Source organism: uncultured Arenimonas sp. (assembly GCF_963976025.1).
Classification (GTDB): Bacteria; Pseudomonadota; Gammaproteobacteria; order Xanthomonadales; family Xanthomonadaceae; genus Arenimonas.
Window position 1 is genome coordinate 1 of sequence record NZ_CAXBJS010000155.1, and the last position, 6162, is coordinate 6162.

Genomic DNA, 6162 nt, shown 5'->3' on the forward strand with positions numbered 1-6162 from the left:
CCATGAAGTCGGCGCCATGCATTGCCATGTGGATGGCGATGATGCGCAGGCTGATGCGCTTGAGCCGTTCGATGTCGATCGCGCCGGTCACCAGTTCGGCGAAGGTGGCCAGGCCTTCCTGGGTGGCGGTGACCCGCGGCGAGTTTCGCGCCATCGATTTGAAATGCGGCTGCTCACGGCCGTTGAGGCCGGTCAGCGTGTGCACGAAGGCCTCGTGTTCGAGCAGCTGGTGGCGGTCGTATTCGCTGAAACCGGTGCCGCTGCGCAGGCGGATGCGGGTGGGGCCGGCGGCGGCCTTGGCGATCAGGTCAGGGTCCAGTTCGACCATCACCTGGTGGTGCACGAAAAATGCGTCGAGCGAATGCTGCAGTTCGCTGCGCACGGTTTCCGCCGAAAGCACGTAGTCGGCCTCGGCGTTGTGCAGCTCCTGGTCCAGTTCGTCGGCGACTTCGATGAAGTGGCGGGCGGCATCGAGGTTGCTGGGTCCGTCGCCAGGCAGCCGGTCGCCGGGGCGGCCGAACAGGCGCACGGAATGTTCGGTGACATCGGCCGTGCCCACGGATTCAAGCAGCTGCGTCGCCACCGACCAGCTGTCGGCGGTGCGACGCAGGTACAGGCCCAGCGGCTCGTCGGCATCGGCGGCGTCGGCGATCACGGCCAGTTCGCGGCGCACGTCGGCCAGGTCGGGCACCGCGTAGCGCACCTGCGGCAGCACGCTGCGGCCGGCGCGCCAGGCGGCCAGGAAGTCCTGCTGCACGTGCTGCGGCCAACTCACCGCCTGCAGCAGCCGGATCCCGCGCACCGCCGCCACCAGGCGTGCGTCGAGCGCGGCGTGGTGTTCAAGCGTGGTCGCGGAAAAAGGCATGGCTGCAAACCTGAAAAATTCTCGGGCCGGCGCATTGCGGGTCCGCCGGGGCCGCCACTACTGTAGCCCGGCGGCGACCGCCGCCAATGTATCCAGGGGAAATCATGCGAAACACCACCCTTGCCAGGCTTGGCCTGGTGCTACTGCTTGCGCTTCTTTCCAGCGCCTGCGCCACCAGCCGCGGCGAAATGGCGCTTGGCGTCCCCGGCGCCAAGGCCGACTACGCTGAGCCGACCGGCGACCGCGTCGCGGTCATCGAATGGGTGCGCGACCAGCGCGTTTTCGAAACCGACCCGCGCGACCCCAGCATTCCCTCGCTCAAGAAAGGCAGCGACTACGTGCTCGACGCCGAAGGCCGCAAGCGCGCGATCGCGCGCAAGCGCAACGGCTACGGCATGGCCCTGGGCGACATCCTGCTCGAAGGCGGCGAGACGGTGGAAACGCTGACCCGCGACCTGGTCACCACCGGCCTGCACGAGCGTGGCATCCGGGTGCTGGAAGCCGGCGCGCAGGCGCCCGCGGACGCGATCCGGCTGCGCGTGGACATCAAGGAATTCTGGGCCTGGTTCAGTCCCGGATTCTGGTCGGTGTCCATGGAAGCCAAGCTGCGCATGGACTTCGAGGTCGTGGACCCGGTCGGCGACCGGAAATTCACCGTCTCGGCCTACGGCATCAACAAGGGCCAGAGCGGCCGCGAGGCCAACTGGCGGCTCGCCTACGACCGCGCCTTCGAGGACTACCTGGCCAAGCAGCGCAGCGCCTTCGAGCGCCACGGCCTGTAAGCCGGGCGGCCGCCGCCCTCAGCGGCGGCCGTACTTGTCCTTCAGGCGTTTGTTGAGCGCCTTGTTCAGGACCCGGGCGTCGGCCTTGCGTTCGGCCAGTGACGTGGCCGCGGCTTCCATTTCGTCGCGCAGCTTGGCGTAGTTGGCGTAACGCGCTTCGTCCAGGCTGCCGTCCTCGACGGCGGCCTGCACGGCGCAGCCGGGTTCGTTGACGTGGGCGCAGTCCCGGAAGCGGCAGTTGGCCGCCAGCGCTTCGACGTCTTCGAAGGCGTCGGCCACGTCTTCGTCGCCGCTGAGTTTTACTTCGCGCATGCCCGGCGTATCGATCAGGCAGCCGCCCTGCGGCAGCGGCAGCAGCACGCGCGCGGTGGTGGTGTGCCGGCCGCGCGAATCGTTCGCGCGGACAGCATTGGTTTTCATCTTTTCGCGGCCCAGCAGGGTGTTGGTCAGCGTGGATTTGCCGGCGCCGGAGCTGCCCACCAGCACCACGGTGCGGCCTGGGCCCAGGTAGGGATGCAGCACGGCGGTGCTGTCGGGGTCCTTGGAATTGACCGCGTGGATGGGCACGCCGGAATCGGCGACCTCGGCCAGCAGGTCTATGCAGTCCTCGACGATCTCGCACTGGTCGGCCTTGGTCAGCACCAGCACGGGGTCGGCGCCGCTGGCGCGGATAAGCACGAGGTAACGTTCGATGCGGCGCGGGTTGAAGTCCTGGTCGAGCCCGACGACCACCAGCACGTGGTCCACGTTCGCGGCGATCAGCTGCTGGCGATGGTGTTCGCCGGCGGCGCCGCGCTTGAGGATGGACCGCCGCGGCAGCAGGTCGACAATGGTCTTGCCGCTTTCGTCCAGGGTGACCCAGTCGCCGACCGCCGCGCGCTGGTCGGGCGGGAAACGCGGCCGGGTCCAGGGCATGGGCGGCTGCACCTTCATCTGCATCTCGTCGGGGCCGGTGGCCACGTCGTAGGCGGTGCGGTGCTGGCTGGCGACGCGCGCCAGGCGGTGGCCGGCGGCGGCGGCCAGGGCCTCGCGCGACGCGTCGTCGTCGGGCCAGCCGAGGGCGCGCAGGGGGGCGAGGTCTTCTTCAAGGAGCTGCATTGGCGGCGATGATACGCCGGCCAACACGCCCTGCTCACTTTCCCGGGGCCATGCTGGCCCCATGGAAAACTTCGGCAAGTGGGTATTGGTGCTGGCCGGCCTGGGCTTCCTGGGCTTTGGCGTGGCGATTACGGCCGCGCCGGCGGCGGTACTGGCGGGGGTCGGCATCACCGGCAGCCCGGCGGGACTGGTGGAGCTGCGGGCCTTCTACGGCGGGCTGGAACTGGGCCTGGGCACCTTCCTGCTGGTCTGCGCGGCGCGGCCGGCCTGGCGCGAGGCCGGTCTGTGGTCGGTGGCCCTGGTCAACGGCGGCATCGGCGCGGCCCGCCTGCTGGGCATCGCCCTGAGCGGCGAGTTCACCACTTTTTTCGCCGGCGCCCTGGTCTGGGAGCTGGGCTTCACCCTCGCGGCCATCCTGGCCCTGCGGCGCGGGCCACGGCCGGGCTGAAACAAGCCGGCTGAAAGCACGTCAAGATTCCGTTAACCTCGGGCCCAAGTCCCCTGCCCGAGCCCGCTGCACCATGCCCCACAGCCCCATGCCGACCCGCGACAGCCTTCGCGAGGTCCGCTACGACATCCGCGGCGAACTTTCCCGCCGCGCCCGCGAACTCGAGGGCCAGGGCCGGCATCTGATCCGCCTGAACATCGGCAACCCGGGCGCCTTCGGTTTCCGCGCCCCCGACCACCTGCAGCAGGCCCTGTCCGCGCACGTGGCCGAATCCGACGCCTACACCCACCAGCAGGGCCTGCCGCTGGCCCGCGAAGCCGTGGCCCAGGCGCACCGCGAACGCGGCACACCCAATGCCTGCGCCGAGCGTGTGTTCGTCGGCAACGGCGTCAGCGAGCTGATCGACATGTCGCTGCGGGCGCTGCTCAACCCGGGCGACGAAGTGCTGCTGCCCTCGCCCGACTACCCGCTGTGGAGCGCCGCCACCATCCTCAACCAGGGCCGGCCGGTGTATTACCGCTGCGCGCCGGAAAACAGCTTCCTGCCCGACCCGGATGAAATCGAAAAGCTGGTGACGCCGCGCACCCGCGCGCTGGTGGTGATCAACCCGAACAACCCCACCGGCGCCAACTACCCGCCGGCGCTGCTGCAGCGGCTGGTGGACATCGCCGCGCGCCACGGCCTGCTGCTGATGGCCGACGAGATCTACGACGGCATCACCTACGAAGACGCGACGTTCACCGCGCTGGCGCCGCTGGCCGGCGACGTGCCCTGCCTGAGCTTCGGCGGCTTGTCCAAGGTCTGGCGCGCCTGCGGCTGGCGCGTGGGCTGGGCGGTGCTGTCGGGCGACCCGCTGCGCGTGGGCGACTTCCACCATGCCCTGGACCTGCTCAGCGCCATGCGCCTGTGCGCCAACGTGCCGGGCCAGTTCGCGGTGCCGGCGGCGCTGCAGGGCCCGGAAACCATCCGCGCACTCACCGTGCCGGGCGGGCGCCTTTACGAATCGCGCCAGGCCGTGATCGACGGCTGCGCGGCCAGCGAGCATCTGTCGGTCGTGGCGCCGATGGGCGCGCTGTATGCCTTCCCGCAGGTCGTGGGCCCGGCGGCCGACGGATTCGACGACCAGGCCTTCGCGCTGGAGCTGCTGGAAAACGAGGACGTGCTGGTGGTGCCGGGCAGCGGCTTCAACGTGCCCGGCTCGCGCCACTTCCGCATCACCCTGCTGCCGGAGGCGCCGGTCGTGCGCGAAGTTTTCGAGCGCATCGACCGGGTGCTGTCGGCGCGCGCGGGCCAGCGCAAGCGGCATGTGGCCTGAGGCGCTGCTGGCGATGGCCATGGCGCTGCCCGCCGGTGAGCCCGGCGAAATCAGTTACCTGGCGCTGGGCGATTCCTACACCATCGGCGAGTCGGTACCCGAAGAAGGGCGCTGGCCGGTGCAGCTGGCCGCGGCGCTGCGCGAACGCGGCGTGCCGCTGGCCGCGCCGCGTTTCATCGCCACCACTGGCTGGACCACCGACGAGCTGTCGGCGGCCATGGACGCCGCCGAACCGCTGGGCCAGTGGGATTTCGCCAGCCTGCTGATCGGCGTGAACAACCAGTACCGGGGCCGGCCGGTGGACGAGTACCGCGGCGAGTTCGCGGGCCTGCTCGACCGCACGATCCAGCTGGCCGGCGGCCGCGCCGACCGGGTGCTGGTGCTGTCGATCCCGGACTGGGGGGTCACCCCCTTCGGCCAGGCCAGCGGCCGCGACACCGCGCGCATCGCCAGCGAACTCGACGCCTACAACGCCGCCGCCGCCGCCGAATGCGCGGCCCGGGGCGTGGCCTTCGTGGACATCACGCCCGCCAGCCGCAGCCCCGGCAACCAGCCCGACCGCCTGGCCGAGGACGGCCTGCACCCCTCGGCCCGCGCCTATGCCGACTGGACGGCGCTGGCCCTGCCCTTCGCCGAGCGGCTGTTAGCTGATCGCTGAACAGGGGTCAGGTGCATTTGCGCGCAAAGCGCTTAAATGCACCTGACCCCTTTGCCAGCCACGCTACAATTGCGGGGATTTCCAAGGAGTTCCCCCATGTCCCTCTCCCCCGATACCCGCGCCCGCATCGAAGGCATCCTCGCTGCGAACCACGTCGTGCTTTTCATGAAGGGCAATCCCGACATGCCGCAGTGCGGCTTTTCGGCCAAGGCCGCGGGCATCCTGAAGGGCCTGGTGCCGTCCTTCGGCCATGTCGACGTGCTGTCGGACCCGGAGGTTCGCGAGGGCATCAAGGTGTATGGCCAGTGGCCGACGATTCCTCAGCTCTACGTCGGCGGCGAACTGCTCGGCGGCAGCGACATCATCGAGCAGATGCTCAACAGCGGCGAACTGCACCAGATGCTGGGCCTGCCCGCGCCCGACCGCAGCCCGCCGGAAATCGAGATCACCCCGGCCGCGGCCGAGGCGATCAGCCGCGCGCTGGATAACGGCGACGACGGCGCCGTGCTGCACCTGTCGGTGGATCCGCGCTTCAACGCCCGCTTCGAACTCAAGCCAGCCAACGGCAACGAAGTGGTGACCGAAGCCGCCGGCATCCGTCTGCACCTGGACCTGGCCAGCGTGCCGCGCGCGCGCGGCCTGCGCATCGACTGGGTGGAAGACGCCCGCGGCGCCGGCCTGGCCATCCACAACCCGAACGCGCCGGCCGCGGTGAAGCCGATGGGCGTGCAGCAGCTGCACGACCACATCATCGCCGGCACCATCGACGTCGTCGACGTGCGCCCGGCCGCGGAACGCGCCCTGGCGCCGTTCCCGCACCCGCACGAGGTGCTGGACGAAGACAGCCGCGAACGCCTCGAGGCCCTGCCCAAGGACCTGCCGCTGGCCTTCCTGTGCCACCACGGCAATTCCAGCCGCCAGGCCGCCGAATACTTCCGCGGCCTGGGTTTCCACGACCTCTACAACGTCGAAGGCGGCATCGAAGCCTGGTCGTCG

General features: G+C 70.0%; 7 protein-coding genes. 5 read left to right on the forward strand and 2 right to left on the reverse strand.

Translation table 11 applies throughout. The features are described 5' to 3' along the window. Positions 1-865, reverse strand: an 865-nt coding sequence (locus AACZ35_RS11320) for a tyrosine/phenylalanine carboxypeptidase domain-containing protein (protein ID WP_339829299.1), incomplete at its 3' end; no start/stop codon positions are given. Between the two features lie 104 nt (positions 866-969). Here AACZ35_RS11320 and AACZ35_RS11325 point away from each other — a divergent pair. Next, a complete protein-coding gene (locus tag AACZ35_RS11325; RefSeq protein WP_339829301.1) occupies positions 970-1647 on the forward strand; it encodes a hypothetical protein in 678 nt (225 codons plus the stop codon). 18 nt (positions 1648-1665) lie between these two features. On the opposite strand, the gene rsgA is transcribed toward AACZ35_RS11325, so the two are convergent. After that, the gene (gene rsgA / locus AACZ35_RS11330) at positions 1666-2745 is read right to left on the reverse strand and encodes a ribosome small subunit-dependent GTPase A (protein ID WP_339829303.1); all 1080 of its coding nucleotides are present in this window, start codon (positions 2743-2745) and stop codon (positions 1666-1668) included. 61 nt (positions 2746-2806) lie between these two features. Between rsgA and AACZ35_RS11335 the strand changes: the two genes are divergently transcribed. From AACZ35_RS11335 to grxD, 4 genes are all read left to right on the forward strand, one after another. Next, the gene (locus AACZ35_RS11335) at positions 2807-3193 is read left to right on the forward strand and encodes a DUF4345 family protein (protein WP_339829305.1); all 387 of its coding nucleotides are present in this window, start codon (positions 2807-2809) and stop codon (positions 3191-3193) included. A gap of 73 nt (positions 3194-3266) precedes the next feature. Continuing rightward, a complete protein-coding gene (locus AACZ35_RS11340; protein WP_339829308.1) occupies positions 3267-4508 on the forward strand; it encodes an aminotransferase class I/II-fold pyridoxal phosphate-dependent enzyme in 1242 nt (413 codons plus the stop codon). A 19-nt stretch (positions 4509-4527) separates the two neighbouring features. After that, positions 4528-5166, forward strand: coding sequence for a GDSL-type esterase/lipase family protein (locus AACZ35_RS11345; RefSeq protein WP_339829314.1), 639 nt, complete (start codon positions 4528-4530; stop codon positions 5164-5166). Positions 5167-5262: 96 nt separating this feature from the next. Beyond that, positions 5263-6162, forward strand: a 900-nt coding sequence (gene grxD / locus AACZ35_RS11350; protein WP_339829311.1) for a Grx4 family monothiol glutaredoxin, incomplete at its 3' end; no start/stop codon positions are given.